Here is a 22,679-nt window from a genome sequence, read left to right as displayed (position 1 = left end):
CTCAAGGCCAACGGCGAGCCCAAGATGTTCGACAAGATCCTGATTGCCAACCGCGGAGAGATCGCGCTGCGCGTGCTGCGCGCGGCGAAGGAGCTCGGCATCGCCACCGTCGCGGTGCATTCCACCGCCGACGCCAACGCCATGCATGTGCGCCTCGCCGACGAAAGCGTCTGCATCGGCCCGCCGAGCGCCCGCGAGAGCTATCTCAATATTCCGGCCCTGATCGCCGCCTGCGAGATCACCGGCGCCGACGCCGTTCATCCGGGCTACGGCTTTCTCTCCGAGAACGCCCGCTTCGCCGAGATCCTCGACCGGCACAACATCACCTTCATCGGCCCGAAGGCCGAGCATATCCGCTCGATGGGCGATAAGATCGAGGCCAAGCGCACCGCCAAGGCGCTCGGCATCCCCTGCGTGCCCGGCTCCGAGGGCGGCGTCACCGATGATGGCGAGGCGCTGAAGATCGCCGCCGAAATCGGGTTCCCCGTCATCATCAAGGCGGCGTCGGGCGGCGGCGGCAAGGGCATGAAGGTCGTGCGCAGCGAGGACGAGATGTCCGTCGCGCTCTCGACCGCCCGCACCGAGGCCAAGGCCAATTTCGGCGACGACGCGGTCTACATCGAGAAGTATCTCGAGAAGCCGCGCCATATCGAGATTCAGGTGCTCGGCGACGGCCGGGGCCACGCCATCCATCTCGGCGAGCGCGACTGCTCGCTGCAGCGCCGCCACCAGAAGGTCTGGGAGGAAGGCCCCTCGCCTGCGCTGAACGCCGGCGAGCGTGAGCGGATCGGCAATATCTGCGCCGTGGCGATGTCGAAGCTGCAGTATCGCGGCGCCGGCACGATCGAGTTCCTCTACGAGGATGGCGAGTTCTATTTCATCGAGATGAACACGCGCATCCAGGTCGAGCATCCGGTCACCGAGATGATCACCGGCATCGACCTGGTCAACGAGCAGATCCGGATCGCGGCCGGCGCGCCGCTCTCGATCCAGCAGAAGGACGTCGTCATCGAGGGCCATGCCATCGAGTGCCGCGTCAATGCCGAGCATCATGCGACGTTCCGGCCCTCGCCGGGCAAGATCGTCTCGTTCCACACGCCGGGCGGCCTGGGCGTGCGCGTCGATTCAGCCGCCTATCAGGGCTACACCATCCCGCCGCATTACGATTCCCTGGTCGGCAAGCTGATCGTGCATGGCCGTAACCGGGCCGAGTGCCTGATGCGGCTGCGCCGCTCGCTCGACGAGTTCGTCGTCGACGGCGTCGACACGACGCTGCCGCTGTTCCGCACGCTGGTGCGCAACCAAGACATCCTGAACGGCGACTACAACATCCACTGGCTCGAGAAATTCCTCGCCGCCGGTGGCATGGATGAGCCGAGCAAGGGCTAGGGCCCGCATCCTCTCTCAGCCCTCATCCTGAGGAGCGCCACAGGCGCGTCTCGAAGGATGCTCCTGATCGCTTCAGTGCTGGCTGGAGCGTCCTTCGAGACGCCGCTTCGCGGCTCCTCAGGATGAGGGCTGAGGATAATGACATCGTCGTTTGACTCCCGCGCCGCTCCGCGCTCCCCTGCCTGCATGAAGGCCCGTTCCATCCCCGTCCGCTCGCCCGAGATCACGCCGGAGATCATGCTGCGGGCCTATGCTGCCGGCATTTTTCCGATGGCGGAGACGGCCGACGACCCGAACCTGTTCTGGGTCGAGCCCGAGCAGCGCGGCGTGATCCCGCTCGATCGCTTCCATCTCGCCTCGCGGCTGGCGCGCACCGTCCGGTCGGAGCGTTTCGAGGTCCGCATCGACAGCGATTTCGAGGCCGTGATCGAAGCCTGCGCGGAATCGCGACCCGACCGGCCCGAGACCTGGATCAACCACCGCATCCGCGCGATCTTCGGCGCCTTATTTCGCATCGGCCATGTCCACACGGTCGAATGCTGGCGCGAGGGCCGGCTGGTCGGCGGTCTCTACGGTCTGGCGCTGGGCGGGGCCTTCTTCGGCGAGAGCATGTTCCACCGCGAGACCGACGCCTCCAAGGTGGCGCTGGTGCATCTCGTCGCCCGGCTGCGCCAGGGCGGCTACAGCCTCCTCGACGCGCAGTTCCAGACCGCTCATCTCGCCCAGTTCGGCACGCAGGAGGTGCCGCGGGCGGCCTATCAGCGCCTGCTCGAGCGGGCGCTGGCCGCGCCCGGCGACTGGGCGATCTGGTCCCCGGGACGGATTCTGCGCGGGCCCGAGGCCGTCGCGGCGATCGAAGCCGGCGGTCAGGCCTGAGCCTCAGTTGCCGCCCGTCGGGTCGCGGCCGGGATTGGTCGGGAAGAAGCGCTGGCTGGGCGCCTGGCGCGGCGCCACCGGCACGCCCTGGGGCGGCAGCACGTCGATGCGCTGGCCGGGCGCGGGCGGCGGCGGCAGGCCGGGCTGCTGGTTGACATCGCGGGCCGGCGCGGTGCGCGGCCGGCGCGGCTCTTCCGCGATCGGCGCCTCGGGCTCCTTGGGATCGACGACGAGTTCGGTGCCGCCTTTGCAGTCGGTCAGCCAGACATCGTAGATCGCGTGCTCGACGCCGTGCAGCCCGGGGCTGGCGGCATACATCCAGCCGGTGAAGATGCGGCGATACTCGTTGTTGAAGGTGACCTCGTCGACCTCTGTGAAGGTCGTGGTCTGCGGCGCCTCGGTCGGCGGCCGCGTCCAGCAGACGCGCGGGGTAAGTTGCAGGGCGCCGAACTGCACGGTCTCGTCGACCGCGACCTCGAAGGAGATGATCCGGCCGGTGATCTTGTCGAGCCCGGCGAAGACCGCGGTGGGGTTGCGGATGCGGTCGGCTGAGGCCGGGCCGGTCAGAGCCAGTGACAGAAGCGTGCTCGAGACCAGGCCGGCCAGAACCGGATGACGAAAGGGCGACGGCATGGCGGCTTTGCGAATCTCTAGCGGAAGCGCGGGCGGCCCGCGACGCCCGCGCAGTAACACGCCAATCGCAGCGGAAAAAGGGCGCAAGGCCGCCCTGCCCCGCGCGGTGTCAGCGGCCCGGCGTCCAGGCCTCGTAGTCGCCGGTGGCGGAGGGCCGCTCGCCTTCGGCCAGCGTCGAGCCCTTGGGGCGGTAGGCCTGCGGCGTGCCGGTCCAGTTCTGCTGGTGCGGTTCCTGCCACTCGCGCGCCTCGTAGCGTTCCTCGGAAGGCGCGACGTCGACGGTGTGGTGCAGCCAGCCATTCCAGCCGGGCGGGATCCTGGAGGCCTCAATGTCGCCGTTGTAGACGACCCAGCGGCGCTGGAAGCCGAGCGCCTTGTCCTTCACCCCACCCTTGGTGCGGTAATAGACATTGCCGAACTCGTCCTCGCCGACCCGCTCGCCGAAGCGCCAGGTGTGAAAGCGCGTGCCCAGTGTCTGGCCGTTCCACCAGGTGAAGATCTGCAGCAGCCAGGGCTTCATGGCAATGTCGCCTTCGTGGAGATGCGCGCGTCGCGGTCGATTGAACTGCGGGGACTTATGAAGAGCGGGGCGCGCCCTGTCCAGCCCGGCGCGATGCAGGCGCGGGCGTCAGACCGGACAGGGCGTCATCGTGAAGATCTGGGTGATGGCGCGCGCCTCGCCTCGCCCGGGAGCGCGCAAGCCGCGCGGCCCGCTCTCCTGGATCAAGGCATTGTTCGGTACGAGGCGATCGCCCGCGCGCCGCAAGGTCAAGACGATCGCCCGCTTGGGCAGTTCGGTCGCCATCGCCGGGCGGCCCTGATCGATGGCGGCGAGGAGCGCGGCCTCGTCGGCGATTCGCAGCGTCAGCCGGGCCTCGCCGGGGGCGAGCTTCGCCTCGGTGATCTCGAACACCGTGACGAAGCGCGCGTCGCGGCGCACATGCACCTGGTTGCGCTCGAAACGCATCGCTGCGCGCTCGCAGCCGAGCTTGCCGGCCTCGGGGCGCCACCAGCCCGCGAAGTCGCGCGACAGCGGCTCGCCCGCCGGCGAGCACGCGCCGATGAACAGAAGCATGGCGAACACAGCCCGCATGTGCATGGCGCGACGTTCCCGTGAGGTCCCCCCGACCTTTGCACAGCCTGCTTAAGGGCGGGTTCCAGGTCGCCGCTGGAAGCCGTGCCCGCAGATTCGCGGCATGTCGATTCGGGTTTGGGCCAAGGGCCGCGCCGGCCGCGCGACCGGCCAAGACGGCATGGATTCAAACACTTGATCGGCCCGGTGGAGACGCAGCCTTCAACTCCGTCGGCGCGAGGCGGCCCGATGACGTTTGGGCATCATTCCCGGTCCGCCGTCGCGGCCTCCTATTCGGCGCGCGCTTGTGGCAATCTGGCCGCAGTGCCGGAATCCTGTCGCGATTCCCATGGCTTAGCGGGGTTGCCGGAACTTATCCCCATAACTCACACCGACCCACCAGATGTCGTGCCCACCTGGTTTGCGCGGCACTAATCCTTGACGGAACGCCCCATCCGGGACTAGGTTTTGACAGTCGCGTGACGGCCGGCGGAAACGCCAATCGACACCTGCGAAAGAGTTTCCAGAGGGGTCGAGGCGGTCTTGCGCGGCACACCGGCAACGGTGGCGTCGAAGAGGCGCGCGCGGTCTTTCTGGCCGCAACCGGACGAGCGAGGCGGGCCACAACGCCGCGACGTCCACGGGGCAATCAAACCGAGTTCGGGCTGACATCAGGAGCCGGTGATCAACCGGCCGCGCGAGGCGTGACCCGCCCGCGGCAAGCATCAGGGAATGACGGATCATGCGCATCGAGCGCCGCTACACCTCCGCCGGACAGTCGCCTTACGCCGCCATTCCCTTCCGCTCGGCGGTGAGCGAGATTCGCAATCCCGACGGCTCGATCGTGTTCCGCCTGGAGGGCATCGAGGTGCCCGAGGCGTGGTCGCAGGTCGCCAGCGACGTGCTCGCGCAGAAGTATTTCCGCAAGGCTGGCGTGCCGGCGCGGCTCAAGAAGGTCGAGGAGAACGACGTCCCCTCCTTCCTCTGGCGCTCGGTCGCCGACGAGGCGGCGCTCGCCAAGCTGCCCGAGGGCGAGCGGTCCGGCTCCGAGATCTCGTCGAAGCAGGTGTTCGACCGCCTCGCAGGCTGCTGGACCTATTGGGGCTGGAAGGGTGGCTATTTCACCTCGGAAGACGATGCCGCCGCCTTCCATGACGAGCTGCGCTTCATGCTCGCGACCCAGCGCGTCGCGCCGAACTCGCCGCAATGGTTCAACACCGGCCTGCACTGGGCCTATGGCATCGACGGCCCCAGCCAGGGCCATTTCTACGTCGACTACAAGACCGGCAAGCTGACCAAGTCGAAGTCGAGCTACGAGCATCCCCAGCCGCATGCCTGCTTCATCCAGGGCGTGCAGGACGACCTCGTCAACGAAGGCGGCATCATGGACCTCTGGGTCCGCGAAGCCCGCCTGTTCAAATACGGCTCGGGCACCGGCTCGAACTTCTCGATGCTACGCGGCGAAGGCGAGAAGCTCGCCGGCGGCGGCCGCTCGTCGGGCCTGATGTCCTTCCTCAAGATCGGCGACCGCGCGGCCGGCGCGATCAAGTCGGGCGGCACGACGCGCCGCGCGGCCAAGATGGTCGTGGTCGATGTCGACCATCCCGACATCGAGACCTATATCGACTGGAAGGTGAAGGAGGAGCAGAAGGTCGCCGCCCTCGTCACCGGCTCCAAGACCGTCCAGAAGCACATGAAGGCCGTGCTCAAGGCCTGCGTGAACTGCGAGGGCGAAGGCGATTCCTGCTTCGATCCGGAGAAGAACCCCGCCCTCAAGCGCGAGGTGAAGCTCGCACGCAAGGCGATGGTGCCCGACAACTACATCAAGCGCGTGATGCAGTTCGCCAAGCAGGGCTACACCGACATCAAGTTCGACATCTATGACACCGACTGGGATTCGGAGGCCTACCTCACCGTCTCCGGCCAGAACTCTAACAACTCGGTCTCGCTCACCGACGACTTCCTGCGCGCGGTCGAAAACGACGGCGACTGGAACCTGACCGGCCGCACCACCGGCAAGGTGATGAAGACGCTGAAGGCCCGCGATCTGTGGGAGAAGATCGGCTTCGCCGCCTGGGCCTCGGCCGATCCGGGCCTGCACTTCAACACCACGATGAACGACTGGCACACCTGCAAGGCGTCGGGCCGCATCCGCGCGTCCAATCCCTGCTCGGAGTACATGTTCCTCGACGACACCGCCTGCAACCTGGCCTCCGCCAACCTGCTGCAGTTCTACGACAACGAGACCAAGGTCTTCGACGTCGCCGCTTACGAGCATCTCTGCCGGCTCTGGACCGTCGTGCTCGAGATCTCGGTGACGATGGCGCAGTTCCCGTCCAAGGAAATCGCCGAACTCTCCTATGAGTACCGGACGCTGGGCCTCGGCTACGCCAATATCGGCGGCCTGCTGATGAGCATGGGCCTGGGCTATGATTCCGACGAGGGCCGCGCCCTGGCTGGCGCCCTGACCGCGATCATGACCGGCGTCTCCTATGCGACCTCGGCCGAGATGGCGGGCGAACTCGGCCCCTTCCCCGGCTACAAGAAGAACGCCGCGCATATGCTGCGCGTCATCCGCAACCACCGCACCGCGGCCCATGGCATGGCCACCGGCTATGAGGGCCTCGAGGTCACCCCCGTGCCGCTCGACCATGGCACGCTGGCCCGTCTCGGCGGCACCTCCTCGCTGATGTCCGAGCGTGCCCGCATCGCCTGGGACAACGCGCTGGCGCTCGGCGAGAAGCATGGCTACCGCAATGCCCAGGCGACCGTGATCGCGCCGACCGGCACGATCGGCCTCGTCATGGATTGCGACACGACCGGCATCGAGCCCGACTTCGCGCTGGTGAAGTTCAAGAAGCTCGCCGGCGGCGGCTACTGGAAGATCATCAACCGCGCCGTGCCCGACGCGCTGCGCGCGCTCGGCTACCGCGAGCACGAGATCGCCGAGATCGAGGCCTATGCCGTCGGCCATGGCTCGATGGCGCAGGCGCCGGGCGTCAACCACGGCTCGCTCAAGGCCAAGGGCTTCCCGCAGGACAAGATCGACGCGGTCGAGAAGGACCTGAAGGCCGCCTTCGACATCAAGTTCGTCTTCAACAAATGGACGCTGGGCGAGGATTTCCTCGTCAACACGCTGAAGGTCCCCGCCGAGAAGCTCAACGATCCCGCCTTCGAGGTGCTGCCCTTCCTCGGCTTCTCCAAAGCGGAGATCGAGGCCGCCAATGTCCATGTCTGCGGGGCGATGACGCTGGAAGGCGCGCCGCACCTCAAGACCGAGCATTACAACGTCTTCGATTGCGCCAATCCCTGCGGGCGCATCGGCAAGCGCTATCTCTCGGTCGAGAGCCATATCCGGATGATGGCGGCCGCCCAGCCCTTCATCTCCGGCGCGATCTCCAAGACCATCAACATGCCCAACGACGCCACGGTCGAGGATTGCAAGAGCGCCTACATGCTCTCCTGGAAGCTGGCGCTGAAGGCCAACGCCCTCTACCGCGACGGCTCGAAGCTCTCCCAGCCGCTGAACTCGGCGCTCATCGCCGACGAGGACGACGAGGAGGATGCGGTCGAGGCGCTGCAGCAGATGCCGATGGCCGCGCGCACGACGCAGCTCACCGAGAAGATCGTCGAGCGCATCGTCGAGAAGGTCATCCGCGAGCGCGAGAAGATGCCCGCCCGCCGCACCGGCTACATCCAGAAGGCGGTCGTCGGCGGCCACAAGGTCTATGTCCACACCGGCGAATATGCCGATGGACGGCTCGGCGAGATCTTCATCGACATGCACAAGGAGGGCGCCGCCTTCCGGGCGATGATGAACAACTTCGCCATCGCGGTCAGCTTGGGCCTGCAATATGGCGTGCCGCTGGAGGAGTATGTCGAGGCCTTCACCTTCACGCGCTTCGAGCCGTCGGGCTTCGTGCAGGGCAACCAGTCGATCAAGAACGCCACCTCGATCCTCGACTATGTCTTCCGCGAACTCGCGATCTCCTATCTCGGCCGGCACGACCTCGCCCATATCGACCCGAGCGAGATCGGCCATGACGTGATCGGCGGCGGCGTCGGCCAGGACAAGGCGCCCCAGACGACGACGCCGATCACCACGAGCCCGCTGGCTTCGACCGGTTTCCGCCGCGGCAAGCCGATGAACTTCCACGCGATCCAGGGCGGCGGCGGCCTTGCTGTCGGCACGGAGACGACCGCCCGCGGCGGCGCCACCGTCACCGCCTTCACCACGGTCGGCGCCACCGCGCTGAAGGAGGAGCCGGAGGCCTTCGGCGAGGCCGAGATGGCCAAGCTCGGCTTCGCGGCCCCGGCCGCCCAGCCCTCGGCGTCCGAGCGCCGGGCCGAGGCGATCATGAAGGGCTATGTCGGCGACAGCTGTGGCGAGTGCGGCAACTTCACGCTGGTGCGGAATGGCACGTGTTTGAAGTGCAACACGTGTGGCAGCACGACGGGGTGTTCGTGAGATAGCAGCTGTGGAAAGCGGGGAAACTTCGCCATGAAGGCTTCTATCACCTCCCGCCCCAGCCTGGTGTTGATCGACGGCGGTGGCCATAGGCCATCGCCATGGCGAGATTTACCCAACATCGTGATCGGCCGCTCACCTTTCGGCAGAGACCAACCCGGTCTCTACCGTTTTGCGCAGCACGATCTTCAAAAAGACATCGAAAACTGCAAATACCAACCTGTCTTTAGTGCTTGGAGCCTCATATTCGGTAGGGTTCCACCGCTACCCAATGCCTCCAAAATAACTCAACAGCTTGATACCAGACCATTGATGTCTATTCGTGATGCGCATGCGTGCTTCAGGGGGCTGAAGCGCCCCCTAGCCGACGACAATCACGGGTTCGATGTTTACTCATTCATAACGAAACCGGAATTTTATGTTCGCCACAAACCGGCCTTGGCGTGTCAAGGGGAGATTGCACCCGTTGCCGCCGGCCTTGTCTTTGTCACGCATGTGCGCATTGATGTCGTCGGTCGGAGCCGGCACAAACAGGAGGCATCAAGCGCCTCGGGCGTTATCACCCATTGGGGATTTGTTGAAGCAAGTCCCAATGAGCCTTTGCTGCCAATCGACTTCGAGGAGCGATATCGCAAACAAGCTTGGTAAAGTGACATGATCGACCAGCCCTCAATTACAATCGATCATGGGACTTATGTCCCAGTAGCGATATACTATGAGGCGTCTGATAGCGTTGAATATCTTCGCGAGGATGCAGCATGCGTATACAGGCGCATTGATGAGACATTAACTCTTGCGCTAGAAATGGAGTCACGCACGCTCGTTGGCTTCCGGCTAAAGGGTTTTAAGAATTTTTACCTCCGCCATCTTAATCAAAAGCATCAAGGCCAAGAGAATTTCCTTAAGCTTGTAACCGTACTTGAAGAAGCGCTTGAATTGATAGGAAACAGAATATTTGTTGATAGCAATATTGCTGACGCTTATCAGAACGCTTACCGCATCGCATCAGAAGATCAGGTTATGCTCAAAAATATGCCCCGAGTTGCTTAAATAATATGCGTATTCAGTTGTGCTTTAGCAAATATTCCTCGCTATCGACTTAGAGTTCTGCGCATCTAGTCTTCTCTCTTGCTGTGCAGCCCTTTTCCCATTCGGGAGCGGGAGAGTGCATGAGTGTCTAGGATACGGCGAAGGGCGCGATCCCTTCTCCCCTCGGGGGAGAAGGTGGCACGGCGAAGCCGTGACGGATGAGGGCCGGTGGGGCGCGCCCTCATCCCCTGCCGGACCTTCTCCCCCGAGGGGAGAAGGAGGCTGACTTATCCCCGCCGCTTCTCTCTCACCCTACGATGCCCCACCTCATCCCCGAGGGGCAGCCATCCGGAAGGCACAGCCATGGTGGGGATGGGCGCGGCGCCTGCGGCTGGCTTTGCACGCCAGTCCCGGGAGGCTTCGGGGCACCGCCCTGGGGGTACTACGGCCCCTGTGCGAGGAGCTCGCTGGAACGGTCTTATGGCTCACGCCTGCGTCCCATGCCCGAGTAGACGCGACAACCCGATGAGGGGCACTGGCGTCGAAAGGGCTCGCGGCGGAGGCTGGCTTTCGACCCGATAAGCGCGGCCCGGGGTCACAAATCGCCGGCAAGCGGAGCGCCACGGGGCGTGCGGGCAGTGGCTCAATCTGCCCGCGCCGCGTCCTGGCTCAACGGATGCGGCCTGTTACCCAACGCGCCTCGCGGCGCTCCGCTGCCCCTCATCGATCCGACGCCGGCCGGCGGGCGGAAGGCGGAGGCGTGCCGCCCTGCCCGCCCCTGCCCGCCCCCTCCAGCGACGCCGCCGTCCCGTTGCGGTGCGGCGGGGTCAGAACACGGCGTGGTCGCCGCGCTCGGGCGCGGCCGCGCCGTTCACGACCGCGCGGTAGAACGACACCAGGGTGTCGGTTCCCGTCGAGGGCGTCGCCGCCGCATCGTAGCGCCCGGTCGCGGGGTCCAGCACCAGCATGGATTCGGTGGCGTAGTAGCGGCCGATCCGGGCGAGCTCGGCTTTCGCGGCCAGGGGCGGCACGACCGCGCCGAGCAGCTTCAGCGTCGCGATGACGATATCGAGCACCGCGACGGGGACGGATCGGAAGCGGGGCTCGCGCCCCAGCAGCGCAAACAGCGCCTCGCCCTGCTGGCGCGGCGTGATCGCCTCGCCGGGTCCGCCGATCGGCAGGATGGCGTTCCACCGGTGCGGATCGTCGAGGCAGCCGACGAGGTAGTCGGCGAGATCGGCGTCGCTGATCGGCTTGCAGGCGGTCAGGGTTCCGTCGCCGAAGATCAGGAAGGGCCGGCCCTGGCGCAGGCGCTCGATCTGCCCCGACAGCGATTTGAAGAAGGCGGTCGGCCGGACGATCGAATAGCGCAGGCCCGAGCCGATCAGCGCCGCCTCGAAGGCCAGCTTGGCCTGTTGGAAGGCCAGCAGCGGCTTCTGCACGCAGATCGCCGAGAGGAGGACGAAATGGCCGATGCCCGCTTGCTGCGCCGCCGCGAGCACGTTGAGATGGGCGCGGTGGTCGACGGCCCAGGCGTCCGCCGGCGCCCCGCTGCGCGAGGCCATGCAGGACAGCACGGCGTCGAAGCGCTCGCCGGCGAACCCCTCCGTCGCAAGCGCGGCGGGATCGCCGAAATCGACCGGCCGGATTGCAGTCCCCTCCGGCAGGCGGGCGCGCTCCGGGCGGGGATCCGCGCCCCTGGCGCCGGCAGGCGCCCGCGTGAAGCAGACCACCTCATGGCCGCGCCGCAGCAGCGCATCGAGCGTGGCGCGTCCGATCGTGCCGGTCGCGCCGAGCAGGCAGATGCGCAGGCGGGGCTGCGGGTCGGGCGGGGTGTCGGGCAGGATCATCGTGACACTGAGAGTGCCTCACCGGGGCCGCCGCGTCATCGTCGATCTTGCGGACTCTTGCGCGCGGACTTGCACGCGATCTCGGCCGCCCGCTGGCGGCGGACGCCCTATTTCAGGCTGCTGGAGAGGAAGCTGCGCAGGCGCTCGCTCCGCGGCTGCGCCAGGATCTCGGCCGGCGCGCCTTCCTCCTCGATCACGCCGCGGTGCAGGAAGATCACGCGGTTGGCGACCTCGCGGGCGAACCCCATCTCATGGGTCACGACCAGCATGGTGCGGCCCTCCTCCGCCAGCGAGCGCATCACGCGCAGGACCTCGCCGACGAGCTCGGGGTCGAGCGCCGAGGTCGGCTCGTCGAAGAGCATCACCTCCGGCTCCATGGCGAGCGCCCGGGCGATGGCGACGCGCTGCTGCTCGCCGCCCGACATATGCGCCGGATAGGCGTCCTTGCGATGGGAGACCCCGACGCGGGCGAGATAGCGCTCGGCCCGCTCGGTCGCCTCGGCGCGCGACAGGCCGAGCACGCGGATCGGCGCCTCGACGACGTTCTGGAGCGCCGTCATATGCGCCCAGAGATTGAACTGCTGGAAGACCATGGCGAGCCTGGCGCGGATCCGCTGCAGCTGGGCGGGATCCTGCGCCTCGAGCTCGCCGCCCTTGCCGGGCATGAGCCGCAACTCCTCGCCGCCGACGATGATGCGGCCGGCATGGGGCTTCTCCAGCAGGTTCAGGCAGCGCAGGATAGTGCTCTTGCCCGACCCCGACGAGCCGATCATCGCGATCACCTCGCCGGCCCTGGCCGACAGCGAGACGCCCTTGAGCACGTCGACCGCGCCGAAGCGCTTGCACAGGTCTTCGGCCTGAAGCTTGGTCGCGGGCTCCGCGCCCGCCCTCGCGCTCGACGACTCCATCGCGGCCTCCGTCATCAGCTCGGTCATGGGCTGGGTTTTGGGCTCGGTCATGGGCTCAGCAGCCTGCCGCTGCGCGTCATGCGGGTGCCGGCGATCTTGCCCAGCCTGCTGCCGGGCACGGCGAAGCGCAGCGCCGAGCGCGCATAGAAGACACCGCCCGACGCGGCGGCGACCGGGGTCGTCTCGCCGGTGAGCGGATCGACGATCTCGGCGACGACATCGCCCGCGCCGACGTCCTCGCCGACCTCGCGGCGATAGACCAGAATGCCGGCGAACGGCGCGATCAGCGGCTCCGACGCCTCCAGCGCCGTCGCGCTGCACAGCGCCGGCGGGAGGGTGGGCAGCGCGCCGGCGATCACGCCGAGATGACGCAGGAAGGCCAGGATCGCGGCGGCGTCGGCGGTGGCGGTCTCGTGGCCGACATCGCGCTGGCCGCGCAGCTCGACGGTGACGGAATGGCAGCCGAAGGGCACGGGCTGGCCCGGAAAGGCCCGGGCGAGGTCGAACCAGGGCCGGCTCAGGGCCTCGTCGAAGGGATCGCCGCCGGAGACCTCGGCCAGCAGGATCGCCCGCGCGCCCAGCAATGCGGCGAGCGGGGCGAAGATCTCGGCGGATGCGGTATGGGTGTAGAGATGCATCGCGGCTTCGGCGTCGCAATGCAGGTCGAGCACGACATCGCAGCCGAGCGCGATGCCCATGAGCGTCTTCTTCAGATGCTGGGCCGGCGTCAGCGCCGGCACCTCGGACAGGGCTGCGGCGAGGCCTTCCCGGATGATCGCCAGGTTGTGCTGCGGCGCGTCGGCCAGGTTTTCGCCGATGCGGCTGAGCGAGACGCACAGATCGGGGAAGTCGCGGTTGAAATTGCCGCCATCACCCAGCGCGAAGCGCCCGACCGGCTGCCCCAGCACCTGCTGGCCGAGCCCGAGCGGGTTGGCGACCGGCACGAGCACCACCTCGCCCTGCAGATGTCCCGCCGCCTCGATCGCCAGGAGCTCCCGGCGCAGCGCCTGGGCGCAGATCATGCCGGGGATCTCGTCGGCATGGAGAGCGGCCTGGATGTAGACGCAAGGCCGCGCCCCGGCGCGGCCGAACCGCTGCACGGTGAGGTGGTGGGCCGTGCCGGGGGCGGCGGCGGGGATCGCGATGGTTTCGGTGAGCATGGCGTCAGGCGGGTTTCGGGTCGGCGGATTTGGGCCGCAGGTGCTTCAGGAATCGGCCTTCGAGCAGCTTGACGAGGCCGACGAGCGTGAAGGTGATGACGAAGTAGAACACCGCCACCAGGCCGAAGGCCTCGAGCGGGGCGAGGTTGTTGTAGTAGACGTCGCGGGCGGTGCGGGTGAGTTCGACGATGGTGACGGCGCTGGCGATCGAGGTCGCATGCATGACCATGACGAGCTCGTTGCCGTATTGCGGCAGGGCGCGGCGCATGGCGCTCGGCAACAGGATGCGGCGGTAGATCGAAAAGGTCGACAGGCCGAGGCTGCGCGCGGCTTCCAGCTCGCCACTGGGCGTCTGGCGCAAGGCGCCGGCGAGGATTTCTGTCGTATAGGCCGTGCTGTTGAGGGCAAAGGCCAGCCAGGCGCAGAACCAGGCGTTGCGGAACAGCGGCCAGGCCGCGCTCTCACGCAGCCATTCGAACTGCGCCAGGCCGAAATAGATCATGTAGAGCTGCACCAGGAGCGGCGTGCCCCGGATCACATAGGTGTAAAGGAAAACCGGCTTCGAGAGCAGCGGATTGGGCGAGACCCGTGCGATCGCCAGCGGCACCGAAAGCAGGAACGACGCCGAGACCGAGATCGCCATCAGGATCAGGCTGACCTTGAGGCCGTTGATGTAGAGCGGCCAGGATTCCGCGATGAGGGCCCAGTCGACCATCAGAATTCCACCTTGCGCACGCCAAGCGAGAAGCGCCGCTCGACCCAGCCGAGCAGCAGGATCGAGACCGTGGTGACCGCGAGATAGATCCCGCCGATCGCGGCGTAGAAGGTGAAGGGTTCGCGCGTGGCGGCCGAGGCGAGGTTGGCGCGGTGGACCATGTCGTCGAGCCCGATGATCGACAAAAGCGCGGTGGCCTTGATCATCACCAGCCAGTTGTTGGTGAAGCCGGGAATGGCGTGGCGGACCATCTGCGGCAGCACGATACGACGCAGCACCTGGCCCCGGCTCATGCCATAGGCGAGACCCGCCTCGCTCTGCCCGCGCGGGATGGCGAGGATGGCGCCGCGAAAGGTCTCCGTCAGATAGGCTCCGAAGATGAAGCCCAGCGTCGTCGTGCCGGCGATGAAGGGGTTGATGTCGAGATAGCCGAGCCCGGCCTTGTCGGCGAGGCTGTTGATCAGGATCTGGCCGCCATAGAAGATCAGCAGCAGCAGGACGAGCTCCGGCAGCCCGCGGATCAGCGTCGTATAGGTGTCGGCCGCGATGTTGGCCGCCCGCGAGGCCGACAGCTTGGCGCCGGCCCCCATCAGCCCGAAGACGCAGGCGATCGCCAGCGACACGGCCGAAACCAGCAGCGTCGAGCGCAGGCCTTCGAGAATGGCGGGGAAATAGCCGTGGAGGAACATGGCTTCGTCCGGATCGGCATGAAGGGGCGTCATGGCCGGGCGAGCCCTGGCCATGTCCCGCGAAACGAGGGGAGCCGGCCCGGCCCATCAGGGCCGGGTCAGGCCCGACCCTGACGCCGGGTGCCGGCCTCAGGACCCCGAGATGTCGAAGTCGAAATAACGGTCGGCCAGCGCCTTGTAGCCGCCATTGGCCTTGAAGGCGGCGAGCGCGGCGTTGACCTGGGTGCGCAGGGCATCGTCGCCCTTGCGCATCGCGATGCCGACGCCCGAGCCGGCGCCGATCCGGATCGCCGGGCCGAGCTGGGCGTAGCCCTTGCCTTCCGGCTTCTTCAGGAAGGCCTCGCCGGAGACGACCGAGGAGCCGAAGCCGACATCGGCGCGCCCGACGGCGAGCTCCATGTAGACCTCGGTCTCCTTGCCGGCGAAGACGATGGTGCTGTCCTTGTAGTTCTCGGCCAGATAGGCGGCGCGCGGCGAATTGCGCAGCACGACGATGGTCTTGCCCTTCAGCGCGGCCGGCGAGTGATCGGCAAAAGCGCCCGCCTTGGCGACGAAGCGCGAAGGCACGTCGTAATAGGGATCGGAGAAATCGACGGTCTTCTTGCGCGCCTCGGTGATCGTCATCGAGGCGACAATCATGTCGAACTTCTTGGCGTTGAGCGCCGGGATCATGCCGTCGAATTCCTGCTGGACGAAGCTGCACTCGGCCTTCATCTGCGCGCAGATGGCATTGGCGATGTCGATGTCGAAGCCGCCCAGCTTGCCGTCGGGCGCGATCATCGAAAACGGCGGATAATTGCCCTCTACCCCGATTCGCAGCTTCGTGGCCTGGGCCACCGCCGGCTGGCCGAGAACGAGGGCGATCGAGGCCGTTGCGGCCCAGGCGAGGACGGTACGCTTCAGCATGACATTCTCCCGATCAGTGGTCTTGGTTAACGGCTCGGGCTTCACACTGGCGATTAATTTTCATAAGGTCAATACATGAAAATATCCCTTCACAATGGTCTGGGTGGCAGCGGCGGAAGCGACATGGCCTTCGCTGCCTCCGAGCTCGGCCGGAAGTTGCTGGCGCTGCAGGCCTCGGGATCGGCTTCCAATCGCGTCATCGCGGAGCACCTCCTGCGCAATCCGGTGCGCGGCTCGGCCCTGTCGATCGAGGATCTCGCGGCCGCGACCGGCGTCTCGACAGCGACCCTGTCGCGGTTCGCCCGGCTGCTGGGCTTCAGCGGCTTTCCCGATCTGCGCGCCGCGCTCGCCGACACGCTCCAGGCCGTGCTGCGCCCGGTCGAGAAGCTGCGCGGCAGCTTCAACCGCGAGGACGGGCGCTCGCCGCTGCGCGAGGGGCTGGAGGACACGCTGGCCAATCTGCGCGGCACGGCCGAGGCGATCGAGCCCGAGGGCCTGTCGCGCATCGTCGCCCGCCTGACATCGGCGCGCTGCGTTTATGTGATGGGTTTCGGCCTCTCGGCCCATCTGGCGGGGCTGCTGACGCTCGGCCTGCAGCCCTTCTGTCGCCAGCTCGTCAATGTGGTCGAGTTCGGCGGCACCGAGAATGCCGCCGGCCGCCTGATGGCGCTGGGACCGGAGGATGTGCTGATCGCCATCTCCTTCCCGCGCTACGCCACCGATGTCGTGCACCTGACGCGCTATGCCGCCGATCGCAAGGCGGCCATCGTGGCGCTGACCGACTCGGCCGCATCGCCGCTCGCCCCGCTTGCCGGCGAGGTCCTCATCGCCCGCTGCACCCATCCCGTGCTGTCGTCGAGCAATGTCGCGGCGCTGCTCGTGATCGAGGCGCTGGTGACGGCGCTGATGGTCTCGAACGCCGACAATGTCGCCAAGGCGGCGCAGCTGACCGACGCCATCTCGAGCTATCTGGTCTCGCAGACCTCCCGCGGCCGCTGAGGCGCGACGGCCGGGCCCGCCCCGGCGCGCAGCAGCATGCCGAACAGGTCGCGCGGCTCGTCGGGATCGGCCAGCAGGTCGAGCTCATCGTATTCGCCCGTGCGGGCGGCCTCCAAGGCGAGCCAGCGCAGGGCCGAGAAATCCTCGATCGCGAACCCCACCGAGTCGAACAGCGTGATCTGCCGCGCCTCGCGCCGGCCTTCGGCCTGCCCCGTGACGACGCGCCAGAGTTCGGTGACGGGATGGTCGGCGGGGAGCTGCTGGATCTCGCCCTCGATGCGCGTCTGTGGCGGATACTCCACGAAGATGTCGCTGCGCCGGAGAATGTCGGCATGGAGCTCGGTCTTGCCCGGGCAGTCGCCGCCGACCGCGTTGATGTGGATGCCGGCGCCGACCATGTTGTCGGTCAGGATGGTGGCGTTGGCCTTGTCGGCGGTGGCGGTGGTCACGATCTGCGCGCCCAGCACGGCCTCGTCCGGCGAGCGGCAGATCGCGATCTCGAACCCGAAATCCGCGAGGTTGTGGGCGCAGCGCACGCTCGCGGCGGGATCGGTATCGTAGAGCCGCAGGCGATCGACCCCGAGCACCGCCTTGAAGGCGAGCGCCTGGAACTCCGACTGCGCGCCATTGCCGATCAGCGCCATGGTGTGGGCACCGTGCGGCGCGAGGTACCTGGCCGCCATGGCCGAGGTCGCGGCTGTGCGCAGCGCGGTGAGGATCGTCATCTCGCTCAACAGCAGCGGATAGCCGGTCGCGACATCGGCCCAGACGCCGAAGGCGGTGACCGTCTGGCGGCCGTCGCGCGTGTTGCGCGGGTGCCCGTTGACGTATTTGAAGGCGTAGTGCCGCCCGTCGCTGGTCGGCATCAGCTCGATAACGCCGTCATGGCTGTGCGAGGCGACGCGCGCTGTCTTGTCGAAGACCTCCCAGCGCCTGAAATCGGCCTCGATGCAGGCCGCGAGGTCGGTCAGCACGCGTTCGATCCCGTGCCGGCCGACGATGCGCATCATCCGGTCGACGCTGACGAAGCGGACGAGGTTGAGCTTGCGGTCCATGCTCAGTAGCTCCGCGTCGGGCGATCCAGCACGCTGCGGCCCATCAGGCTCGCGGTGAGGTCCACCATCAGCCTCGCCGTGCGGCCGCGATCGTCGAGGAAGGGGTTGAGCTCGACGAGGTCGAGGCTGGCGACGCGGCCGCTGTCATGGAGCATCTCCATGATCAGATGCGCCTCCCGGAAGGTCGCTCCGCCCGGCACGGTGGTGCCGACGCCCGGCGCGATGTCGGGATCGAGGAAATCGACGTCGAGGCTGACATGGAGGATGCCGTCCTGCGCCTCGACGATGTCGAGGAAGCGCCGCAGCAGCACGCCGACGCCGTTCTCGTCGATGGCACGCATGTCGTGGACATGCACGCCGCTGCCGGCCAGAATCCGCCGCTCCGCCGCATCGACGCTGCGCAGGCCCATCATGCAGACCCGCGAGGGATCGAGCGCAGCCGCCAGCGGCGGAAAGGTCCCGGCGAACCCGGGGAGACCGAGCGCATAGCCCATCGGCACGCCATGGAGATGACCGCTTTCGGTCGTCTCCAGCGTGTGGAGGTCGGGATGGGCATCGAGCCAGAGCACGAAGAGCTTGCGGCCGTCCTCGCTCGCGCGGCGGGCATGGCCGGCGAGCGTGCCGGCCGCCAGGCTGTGATCGCCGCCCAGCACGATGGTCAGGCCCTCAGCGCCGGTCTCGTAGACGGTCTGCGACAGCGCCTCGGTCCAGGCCACGATCTCGGGCAGGCCGTGCAGCGCGGGGTTGGCGTGCGTGAGGTCGCGTCGCGGCGCCGGGACGAGGTTGCCGCGGTCGATCACGGTGTGGCCGAGCGACTGCAGGGCCGGCCCGATGCCGGCGGCGCGGAAGGCGCTGGGCCCCATGTCGCAACCGAGCCGCCCGGTGCCGTCCTGCACCGGTGCGCCCAGCAGAATGCAAGTGGTCTGTCTCATGCGTGCTCGCCTCCCTGCGATTAGGTTAGGGCGCGGCAATGGCGGGATGAACCCGCCAGATTGGCATGGATGACAAGCCGGATTTCCGTTATGGAAAGGCCAATCGCTCAGAATGGACAATCACCGATGGACGAGCTCGACCAGCGCCTGATCACGCTGCTGCGCCGGAACGGCCGTCGTGGCGTGTCTGATCTCGCGCTCGAGCTCAGCGTGTCGCGCGCCACGGTCAGGGCGCGCATCGAGCGCCTCGAACAGGCCGGCGAGATCGTCGGCTACACGGTGATCCTGCGGGCGGACGCGGTCTCGGCCCCCGTGCGCGGCATCACCCTGATCGAGGTCGAGGGACGCGCCAAGGACCGCGTGGTCGCGGCGCTGACAGGCTTCGCCGAGGTGACGGCGATCCACACGACGAGCGGCAAATGGGATCTCGTCGCCGAGCTCGGCACCGACAGCCTGACCGCCCTCGACGGGGTCCTGACGCGGCTGCGCCTGATCGCCGGCATCGCGGCGTCGGAAACGCACCTTCTGCTGGCGACGCCGCGCAGCAGCCGGGCCGGGCTGAGCCCTGCCCTTCCGCGTTGACGGCCCGGCGCGGGCTGTATGGCGGCGGCGGCTGCCGCGCTTCAGTGCGTTTTGCATTCGCCGGAGGCATGCCGTCAGTTATGACCGCCCGGCGAGAGTGACGCTTCGAACCCCGGGGCGGGTCGGGCAGGATGCGAGGAGCGCGCGATGCGTGGATACGAGGCCGACGCCATCGCGGGCTGGCTCACCGGTACGCTGCTGCCGGGCTGGCTCGCCCGGGCCTGGACGCCCGGGCAGCCCGGCTATGTCGAGCTGGTGTCTCCTGACGGCAGGCCCGTCGACAGCGCGGTTCGCACCACGCTGGTGACCGCGCGGCTGGCCTATGTCTTCAGCCACGCCCACATCCTCGGCGTGCCCGGTGCGCTCGCTGCGGCCCGCCACGGCATGGCGTTTCTCTGGCAGCATTGCCGGCGCCCCGACGGCCTGTTCAGCCATCGCTGCGGCCTCGACGGCGAGCCTGTCGACGCGAAGTCGGACTTCTATGACCTCGCCTTCGTTCTGTTCGCCTGCGGCTGGTTCGCGCGGGCGAGCGGCGAGCGCATCTGGCTGGAGCGGGCGGACGCCGTGATGGGCTTCATCGAGACGGCGCTCGCCCATCCCGACGGGGGCTTCTCCGAGGATACGCTGGGGACCCTGCCGCGCCGGCAGAACCCGCATATGCATCTGCTCGAAGCCTGCCATGCCCTGGCCGAAACCTCCGGTGCACCGCGCTGGCTCGACCGCGCCGACGGGCTGGTGCGGCTGATGCGGGAGCGCATGCTCGACCTCGCGACGGGCTCGCTCGGCGAGTTCTTCACCGCCGACTGGCAGCCAGCCAGCGGCCGCGCCGGGCTGGTGCGCGAACCGGGCCATCATTACGAATGGACCTGGCTTTTGTACCATCACGACCGCCTCACCGGCGGCACCAGCGCGCGCGCTCTCGCGCGGACGCTCTACGACTTTGCCGAGCGGCATCACGGTCAGGGGCCGGCGCATCCCGTCGTCAACGAGATCGGGCCCGATGGCGGCACGCTCGACGCGGCGGCCCTGCTCTGGCCGCAGACCGAATATCTCAAGGCGCTGAGCGCCCGCATCGCGTTCGAGCACGACCCCGTGGCGGCCGCGCGGCTCGACCCGCATCTCGCGCTGATGTTCGAACGCTTCGTCGATCCCGACAGCGGCCTATGGGTCAACCGGATCGACGCATCCGGCGCGCCGGACCGGGCCGCCGTTCCGGTGCGCGTGCTCTATCACCTGCTGCTGGCGCTGGCCGAGGTCGTGCGCGTCAAGCGTCTGGTCGCCGCGAGAGGCTGATCCCCCCATCGCGGGGGCGGCCTCAAGACCGCCAGCCGTTCACGCGGCGTCGAGCCCGGCGCGAGCGCGGGCCGACTGGTTCGGCCCGCTCCCTGTCGCGCGCCCAAGCCGAAGGGCCGCGATGCTTTACGCGGACGTTACGTCTCGCGCTCTCATTCGACATGGCGGCCTTACGGGCATCGCCCCTAGCTCCGATCGAACACACGATCGGAGCCTCACCATGATCATCGACACCCTCTTCTTCCTCGGCGGCCTCGCACTGTTCGGGCTCGCCGGCATCGCCGTTTCCGCCACTGAGCGGCTGTGAGGCGCATCATGCCCCTCGACATCATCCTCGGTCTGGGCGCCGCCGCGCTGCTGCTGGCCTATCTGCTCAAGGCGCTGCTGCGCCCCGAATCCTTCTGAGAGGTCTCGCTCCCCATGACCCTCGATCTGATCCAGTTCCTGATCTTCGCGACCCTGCTGCTGGCCCTCGCCTGGCCACTCGGCCACTACATGGCCCGCGTCTTCACCGGCGAAGCGCAGTTTCTCGCGCCCGTCGAAAACGCCCTGCTGCGGCTCGCCGGCGAGGGCCGGCCGCAGCCGCAGCGCTGGCAGGCCTATGCTCTGTCCCTGCTCGCCTTCAACGCGGCGGGCTTTGCACTGCTGTTCCTGATGCTGCGCTTCCAGAACGTCCTGCCGCTGAACCCGCAGGGTTTCGACGCGCTGTCGGCCCATCTCGCCTTCAACGCGGCGATCTCCTTCGTCACCAACACCAACTGGCAGTCCTATGGCGGCGAGACGACGCTTTCGAACCTCAGCCAGATGCTCGGCCTGACGACGCAGAACTTCGTCTCGGCCGCCAGCGGCGCGGCGGTGGCGGCCGCGGTGGCGCGCGGCTTTGCCGCGAAGCAGACCCGCGTGCTCGGCAATTTCTGGGTCGATCTGACCCGGACGACGCTCTACATCCTGCTGCCGGCCTCGCTCGTCCTGGCGCTGGTCCTGGTCGCGCTCGGCCTGCCGCAGACGCTGGCGGGATCGTTCGACGCGACAACGCTGGAAGGCGCCCAGCAGAGCATCGCGCTCGGCCCCGTCGCCAGCCAGGTCGCGATCAAGCAGCTCGGCACCAATGGCGGCGGCTTTTTCAACGTCAATTCGGCGCATCCCTTCGAGAACCCGAACGCGCTCAGCAACCTGCTGACGACGATTTCGATCCTGCTGATCCCGGTCGCCTTTTGCTTCACCTATGGCCGGCTCGTCGGCGACCGCCGGCAGGGCGGCGCGCTGTTTGCTGCCATGGCGGTGCTGTTCCTTGTCGGCTTTGGCGCGATCTACGGCGCGGAGCGGCTGGGCAACCCACTGCATGCCGGGCTCATAGATCCCACTGCGGGCAACATGGAGGGCAAGGAGGTGCGCTTCGGCATCTTCGCCTCCACGCTCTGGGCGGCGGCGACGACGGCGGCCTCCAACGGCTCGGTCAATGCGATGCTCGATTCCTTCACGCCGCTCGGCGGGCTGGTCGCCATGCTCAACATCCAGCTTGGCGAGGTGGTGTTTGGTGGCGTCGGCGTCGGGCTCACCGGCATGCTGCTCTTCGTCATCCTCACCGTCTTCCTGGCGGGGCTGATGGTCGGCCGCACGCCGGAATATCTCGGCAAGAAGATCGAGGCGAAGGAGATCAAGCTCGCCGCGCTGACCCTGCTGGTCATGCCGCTCGGCATCCTCGTGCTGGCCTCGCTCGCCATCGCGACCGGAAACGCGCAGTCCTCGGTTCAGGATGCCGGCCCGCACGGGCTCTCCGAGCTGCTCTATGCCTACACTTCGGCGACCGGCAACAACGGCTCGGCCTTCGCCGGCTTCACCGCCAACACGCCCTGGCACAACGCCTGCCTCGGCATCGCGATGTTGCTCGGCCGCTTCGGCTATATCATCCCGATCCTGGCGATCGCCGGCAGCCTGTCGGCCAAGCGTCCCGCCGCCGAGACCGCCGGCACCTTCCCGACGCATGGACCGCTCTTCGTCACGCTCCTGTTGGCGACGATCCTGATCGTCGGCGCCCTCACCTTCCTCCCCGTCCTCGCGCTGGGCCCGATCGCGGAGCATGTCTCGATCCTGGCCGGGCAGAGCTTCTAGAGCTGTTGGAA

General features: G+C 67.5%; 21 protein-coding genes. 10 read left to right on the top strand and 11 right to left on the bottom strand.

The features are described 5' to 3' along the window. Positions 1-24 precede the first annotated feature (24 nt). A complete protein-coding gene (gene accC, locus Q8S38_RS00500; RefSeq protein WP_305678463.1) occupies positions 25-1,389 on the top strand; it encodes an acetyl-CoA carboxylase biotin carboxylase subunit in 1,365 nt (454 codons plus the stop codon). A gap of 186 nt (positions 1,390-1,575) precedes the next feature. Further along, positions 1,576-2,265: a leucyl/phenylalanyl-tRNA--protein transferase gene (aat, locus tag Q8S38_RS00495; protein ID WP_305678451.1), complete on the top strand. Its 690-nt coding sequence runs from the start codon at positions 1,576-1,578 to the stop codon at positions 2,263-2,265. Between the two features lie 3 nt (positions 2,266-2,268). Here aat and Q8S38_RS00490 read toward each other — a convergent pair whose 3' ends face one another. From Q8S38_RS00490 to Q8S38_RS00480, 3 genes are all read right to left on the bottom strand, one after another. Further along, a complete protein-coding gene (locus Q8S38_RS00490; RefSeq protein ID WP_305678450.1) occupies positions 2,269-2,898 on the bottom strand; it encodes a DUF2155 domain-containing protein in 630 nt (209 codons plus the stop codon). A gap of 109 nt (positions 2,899-3,007) precedes the next feature. Next, a complete protein-coding gene (locus Q8S38_RS00485) occupies positions 3,008-3,418 on the bottom strand; it encodes an NADH:ubiquinone oxidoreductase subunit NDUFA12 (RefSeq protein ID WP_305678449.1) in 411 nt (136 codons plus the stop codon). Positions 3,419-3,526: 108 nt separating this feature from the next. Continuing rightward, positions 3,527-3,997, bottom strand: a complete 471-nt coding sequence (locus Q8S38_RS00480; protein WP_305678448.1) for a hypothetical protein — start codon at positions 3,995-3,997, stop codon at positions 3,527-3,529. Between the two features lie 715 nt (positions 3,998-4,712). Here Q8S38_RS00480 and Q8S38_RS00475 point away from each other — a divergent pair. The 3 genes from Q8S38_RS00475 to Q8S38_RS00465 are packed head-to-tail and all read left to right on the top strand — an operon-like array spanning position 4,713 to position 9,488. Next, positions 4,713-8,438, top strand: coding sequence for a vitamin B12-dependent ribonucleotide reductase (locus Q8S38_RS00475; protein ID WP_305678447.1), 3,726 nt, complete (start codon positions 4,713-4,715; stop codon positions 8,436-8,438). A gap of 33 nt (positions 8,439-8,471) precedes the next feature. Then, the gene (locus tag Q8S38_RS00470; protein WP_305678446.1) at positions 8,472-9,086 is read left to right on the top strand and encodes a hypothetical protein; all 615 of its coding nucleotides are present in this window, start codon (positions 8,472-8,474) and stop codon (positions 9,084-9,086) included. Between the two features lie 6 nt (positions 9,087-9,092). Beyond that, positions 9,093-9,488, top strand: a complete 396-nt coding sequence (locus tag Q8S38_RS00465; RefSeq protein ID WP_305678445.1) for a hypothetical protein — start codon at positions 9,093-9,095, stop codon at positions 9,486-9,488. Positions 9,489-10,294: 806 nt separating this feature from the next. Here the strand turns inward: Q8S38_RS00465 and Q8S38_RS00460 are convergent. The 6 genes from Q8S38_RS00460 to Q8S38_RS00435 all read right to left on the bottom strand — a co-directional run bounded on the left by Q8S38_RS00460 (position 10,295) and on the right by Q8S38_RS00435 (position 15,695). Continuing rightward, a complete protein-coding gene (locus tag Q8S38_RS00460; protein ID WP_305678462.1) occupies positions 10,295-11,266 on the bottom strand; it encodes an NAD(P)H-binding protein in 972 nt (323 codons plus the stop codon). A gap of 158 nt (positions 11,267-11,424) precedes the next feature. Next, the gene (locus Q8S38_RS00455) at positions 11,425-12,225 is read right to left on the bottom strand and encodes an ABC transporter ATP-binding protein (protein ID WP_305678461.1); all 801 of its coding nucleotides are present in this window, start codon (positions 12,223-12,225) and stop codon (positions 11,425-11,427) included. 47 nt (positions 12,226-12,272) lie between these two features. Continuing rightward, positions 12,273-13,385: a succinylglutamate desuccinylase/aspartoacylase family protein gene (locus Q8S38_RS00450; protein WP_305678444.1), complete on the bottom strand. Its 1,113-nt coding sequence runs from the start codon at positions 13,383-13,385 to the stop codon at positions 12,273-12,275. Positions 13,386-13,389: 4 nt separating this feature from the next. Further along, positions 13,390-14,100 carry an ABC transporter permease gene (locus Q8S38_RS00445; RefSeq protein WP_305678443.1) on the bottom strand — a complete coding sequence of 237 codons (711 nt, stop codon included), beginning with the start codon at positions 14,098-14,100 and terminating at the stop codon, positions 13,390-13,392. Beyond that, entirely contained in the window at positions 14,100-14,822 is a 723-nt protein-coding gene (locus Q8S38_RS00440) for an ABC transporter permease (protein ID WP_305678442.1), read from the bottom strand. The genes Q8S38_RS00445 and Q8S38_RS00440 overlap by 1 nt, the downstream gene beginning before the upstream one ends. Before the next feature lie 96 nt (positions 14,823-14,918). Then, on the bottom strand, positions 14,919-15,695 hold the full coding sequence (locus Q8S38_RS00435; protein ID WP_305678441.1) for a transporter substrate-binding domain-containing protein: 777 nt from the start codon (positions 15,693-15,695) through the stop codon (positions 14,919-14,921). A 123-nt stretch (positions 15,696-15,818) separates the two neighbouring features. Here Q8S38_RS00435 and Q8S38_RS00430 point away from each other — a divergent pair, with 123 nt between their 5' ends. Next, positions 15,819-16,694: a MurR/RpiR family transcriptional regulator gene (locus Q8S38_RS00430; RefSeq protein WP_305678440.1), complete on the top strand. Its 876-nt coding sequence runs from the start codon at positions 15,819-15,821 to the stop codon at positions 16,692-16,694. Here Q8S38_RS00430 and Q8S38_RS00425 read toward each other — a convergent pair. Continuing rightward, a complete protein-coding gene (locus tag Q8S38_RS00425; protein WP_305678439.1) occupies positions 16,661-17,749 on the bottom strand; it encodes an ornithine cyclodeaminase in 1,089 nt (362 codons plus the stop codon). The genes Q8S38_RS00430 and Q8S38_RS00425 overlap by 34 nt on opposite strands. Before the next feature lie 2 nt (positions 17,750-17,751). Continuing rightward, positions 17,752-18,681: an arginase gene (gene rocF, locus Q8S38_RS00420; RefSeq protein ID WP_305678438.1), complete on the bottom strand. Its 930-nt coding sequence runs from the start codon at positions 18,679-18,681 to the stop codon at positions 17,752-17,754. 126 nt (positions 18,682-18,807) lie between these two features. On the opposite strand from rocF, the gene Q8S38_RS00415 reads away from it, so the two are divergent. The 4 genes from Q8S38_RS00415 to kdpA all read left to right on the top strand — a co-directional run bounded on the left by Q8S38_RS00415 (position 18,808) and on the right by kdpA (position 22,668). After that, positions 18,808-19,263: an Lrp/AsnC family transcriptional regulator gene (locus tag Q8S38_RS00415; RefSeq protein WP_305678437.1), complete on the top strand. Its 456-nt coding sequence runs from the start codon at positions 18,808-18,810 to the stop codon at positions 19,261-19,263. 147 nt (positions 19,264-19,410) lie between these two features. Next, positions 19,411-20,556, top strand: coding sequence for an AGE family epimerase/isomerase (locus Q8S38_RS00410; RefSeq protein ID WP_305678436.1), 1,146 nt, complete (start codon positions 19,411-19,413; stop codon positions 20,554-20,556). A gap of 315 nt (positions 20,557-20,871) precedes the next feature. Beyond that, positions 20,872-20,961, top strand: a complete 90-nt coding sequence (locus tag Q8S38_RS00405; protein ID WP_305678435.1) for a potassium-transporting ATPase subunit F — start codon at positions 20,872-20,874, stop codon at positions 20,959-20,961. A 15-nt stretch (positions 20,962-20,976) separates the two neighbouring features. Next, positions 20,977-22,668 carry a potassium-transporting ATPase subunit KdpA gene (gene kdpA / locus Q8S38_RS00400; RefSeq protein ID WP_305678434.1) on the top strand — a complete coding sequence of 564 codons (1,692 nt, stop codon included), beginning with the start codon at positions 20,977-20,979 and terminating at the stop codon, positions 22,666-22,668. Positions 22,669-22,679: the final 11 nt, after the last annotated feature.

The sequence above is a fragment of the Allobosea sp. genome (genome assembly GCF_030695125.1).
In the GTDB taxonomy this organism is placed as follows: Bacteria; Pseudomonadota; Alphaproteobacteria; order Rhizobiales; family Beijerinckiaceae; genus Allobosea.
The sequence above is the reverse complement of the archived record's forward strand: the minus strand, read 5'-3'. Positions and strand labels throughout refer to the sequence as shown.

Bases quoted from the DNA above. Each gene is read 5' to 3' on its own strand.
- Q8S38_RS00435 (WP_305678441.1), bottom strand. From the start codon at position 15,695: ATGCTGAAGCGTACCGTCCTCGCCTGGGCCGCAACGGCCTCGATCGCC.
- Q8S38_RS00485 (WP_305678449.1), bottom strand. From the start codon at position 3,418: ATGAAGCCCTGGCTGCTGCAGATCTTCACCTGGTGGAACGGCCAGACA.
- Q8S38_RS00425 (WP_305678439.1), bottom strand. From the start codon at position 17,749: ATGGACCGCAAGCTCAACCTCGTCCGCTTCGTCAGCGTCGACCGGATG.
- rocF (WP_305678438.1), bottom strand. From the start codon at position 18,681: ATGAGACAGACCACTTGCATTCTGCTGGGCGCACCGGTGCAGGACGGC.
- accC (WP_305678463.1), top strand. From the start codon at position 25: ATGTTCGACAAGATCCTGATTGCCAACCGCGGAGAGATCGCGCTGCGC.
- Q8S38_RS00490 (WP_305678450.1), bottom strand. From the start codon at position 2,898: ATGCCGTCGCCCTTTCGTCATCCGGTTCTGGCCGGCCTGGTCTCGAGC.
- Q8S38_RS00475 (WP_305678447.1), top strand. From the start codon at position 4,713: ATGCGCATCGAGCGCCGCTACACCTCCGCCGGACAGTCGCCTTACGCC.
- Q8S38_RS00430 (WP_305678440.1), top strand. From the start codon at position 15,819: ATGGCCTTCGCTGCCTCCGAGCTCGGCCGGAAGTTGCTGGCGCTGCAG.
- Q8S38_RS00455 (WP_305678461.1), bottom strand. From the start codon at position 12,225: ATGGAGTCGTCGAGCGCGAGGGCGGGCGCGGAGCCCGCGACCAAGCTT.
- Q8S38_RS00410 (WP_305678436.1), top strand. From the start codon at position 19,411: ATGCGTGGATACGAGGCCGACGCCATCGCGGGCTGGCTCACCGGTACG.
- Q8S38_RS00415 (WP_305678437.1), top strand. From the start codon at position 18,808: ATGGACGAGCTCGACCAGCGCCTGATCACGCTGCTGCGCCGGAACGGC.
- Q8S38_RS00445 (WP_305678443.1), bottom strand. From the start codon at position 14,100: ATGGTCGACTGGGCCCTCATCGCGGAATCCTGGCCGCTCTACATCAAC.
- kdpA (WP_305678434.1), top strand. From the start codon at position 20,977: ATGACCCTCGATCTGATCCAGTTCCTGATCTTCGCGACCCTGCTGCTG.
- Q8S38_RS00450 (WP_305678444.1), bottom strand. From the start codon at position 13,385: ATGCTCACCGAAACCATCGCGATCCCCGCCGCCGCCCCCGGCACGGCC.
- Q8S38_RS00480 (WP_305678448.1), bottom strand. From the start codon at position 3,997: ATGCACATGCGGGCTGTGTTCGCCATGCTTCTGTTCATCGGCGCGTGC.
- Q8S38_RS00440 (WP_305678442.1), bottom strand. From the start codon at position 14,822: ATGACGCCCCTTCATGCCGATCCGGACGAAGCCATGTTCCTCCACGGC.
- aat (WP_305678451.1), top strand. From the start codon at position 1,576: ATGAAGGCCCGTTCCATCCCCGTCCGCTCGCCCGAGATCACGCCGGAG.
- Q8S38_RS00405 (WP_305678435.1), top strand. From the start codon at position 20,872: ATGCCCCTCGACATCATCCTCGGTCTGGGCGCCGCCGCGCTGCTGCTG.
- Q8S38_RS00465 (WP_305678445.1), top strand. From the start codon at position 9,093: ATGATCGACCAGCCCTCAATTACAATCGATCATGGGACTTATGTCCCA.
- Q8S38_RS00470 (WP_305678446.1), top strand. From the start codon at position 8,472: ATGAAGGCTTCTATCACCTCCCGCCCCAGCCTGGTGTTGATCGACGGC.